This is a genomic window from Streptosporangium sp. NPDC053982, assembly GCF_055585205.1.
In genome coordinates this window covers 1-2127 of record NZ_JBVJKQ010000038.1, presented here as the reverse complement: position 1 = coordinate 2127, position 2127 = coordinate 1, and the positions used below count along the sequence as shown (strand labels likewise).

Here is a 2127-nt window from a genome sequence, read left to right as displayed (position 1 = left end):
TGTGTGGATGGGTAGGGGAGCGTCGTGCGGCCGGCGAAGCAGCGGAGTGATCCAGTTGTGGAGGCCGTGCGAGTGAGAATGCAGGCATGAGTAGCGAATCAGAAGTGAGAAACTTCTGCGCCGGATGACCAAGGGTTCCTGGGCCAGGCTAATCCGCCCAGGGTAAGTCGGGACCTAAGGCGAGGCCGACAGGCGTAGTCGATGGACAACGGGTTGATATTCCCGTACCCGCTGTGATGCGCCCATACTGAATCCAGTGATACTAAGGGTCCTTAAGCCGGTCTGCTCTTCGGAGCGGGCGTCAGGGTGAACGCCTGGCCTGATCTGGTAGTAGGTAAGCGATGGGGTGACGCAGGAAGGTAGCCCATCCCAGGCGATGGTTGTTCCTGGGGTAAGCGTGTAGGACGAGGGGTAGGCAAATCCGCCCCTTATATGTTTGAGACGTGATGCCGAGCCGATTGTGGCGAAGTGGGTGATCCTATGCTGCCGAGAAAAGCCTCTAGTGAGTGTCATGGCGGCCCGTACCCGAAACCGACTCAGGTGGTCAGGTAGAGAATACCAAGGCGATCGGGTGAACTGCGGTTAAGGAACTCGGCAAATTGCCCCCGTAACTTCGGGAGAAGGGGGGCCTTCGCTGGTGATGAGTCTTGCACTCGGAGCTGGTGGGGGTCGCAGAGGCCAGGGGGAAGCGACTGTTTACTAAAAACACAGGTCCGTGCGAAGTCGTAAGACGATGTATACGGACTGACGCCTGCCCGGTGCTGGAACGTTAAGGGGACCGCTTAGCCGTGGTAACGCGGCGAAGGTGAGAACTTAAGCGCCAGTAAACGGCGGTGGTAACTATAACCATCCTAAGGTAGCGAAATTCCTTGTCGGGTAAGTTCCGACCTGCACGAATGGCGTAACGACTTCCCCGCTGTCTCAACCGCAGACCCGGCGAAATTGCACTACGAGTAAAGATGCTCGTTACGCGCAGCAGGACGGAAAGACCCCGGGACCTTCACTACAGCTTGACATTGGCGTTTGGAACGGTTTGTGTAGGATAGGTGGGAGACGGTGAAGCCGCCACGCTAGTGGGGGTGGAGTCATTGGTGAAATACCACTCTGGTCGTTTTGGACGTCTAACCTGGGTCCGTGATCCGGATCAGGGACAGTGTCTGGTGGGTAGTTTAACTGGGGCGGTTGCCTCCTAAAGGGTAACGGAGGCGCCCAAAGGTTCCCTCAGCCTGGTTGGCAATCAGGTGTCGAGTGTAAGTGCACAAGGGAGCTTGACTGTGAGACCGGCGGGTCGAGCAGGAGCGAAAGCTGGGACTAGTGATCCGGCGGTGGCATGTGGAAGCGCCGTCGCTCAACGGCTAAAAGGTACCCCGGGGATAACAGGCTGATCTTCCCCAAGAGTCCATATCGACGGGATGGTTTGGCACCTCGATGTCGGCTCGTCGCATCCTGGGGCTGGAGTAGGTCCCAAGGGTTGGGCTGTTCGCCCATTAAAGCGGTACGCGAGCTGGGTTTAGAACGTCGCGAGACAGTTCGGTCCCTATCCGCTGCGCGCGCAGGAGACTTGAAAGGGGCTGTCCCTAGTACGAGAGGACCGGGACGGACGAACCTCTGGTGTGCCAGTTGTTCCGCCAGGAGCACGGCTGGTTGGCTACGTTCGGGAGGGATAACCGCTGAAAGCATCTAAGCGGGAAGCTTGCCTTGAGATGAGGTCTCCCACCCCGTTGTGGGGGTAAGGCTCCCAATAGACGATTGGGTTGATAGGCCGGAGGTGGAAGCGCAGTAATGTGTGGAGCTGACCGGTACTAATAGGCCGAGGACTTGACCATAAAGCATTGGCTTGATGGGGTTGCTGCAGCGCTCTGTATCCTTCGCCGGGTCCGGAGCAGCGCGTGGTCTTGTTGGGTTGTGCTCGCGTCCACTGTGTGATTCTGAGGCAGCAGGCACCGCTTGCATCCCCAGGCTCGTGAGGGTTTGGGTTGGTGCGCGTGTTTGTGTGTTTCATAGTGTTACGGCGGTTATGGCGAAGGGGAAACACCCGGTTACATTCCGAACCCGGAAGTTAAGCTCTTCAGCGCCGATGGTACTGCACCGGGGACGGTGTGGGAGAGTAGGTCGCCGCCGGACAAT

General features: G+C 58.2%; 2 rRNA genes (1 of these 2 only partly in view). Both read left to right on the top strand.

Annotated elements, in window-relative coordinates:
• Positions 1-1826, top strand: a 23S ribosomal RNA gene (locus ACZ6W9_RS36870) (it extends 1380 nt beyond the left edge of the window).
• Positions 1827-2007: 181 nt separating this feature from the next.
• Positions 2008-2124 (top strand): 5S ribosomal RNA (gene rrf, locus ACZ6W9_RS36865).
• Positions 2125-2127 lie beyond the last annotated feature (3 nt).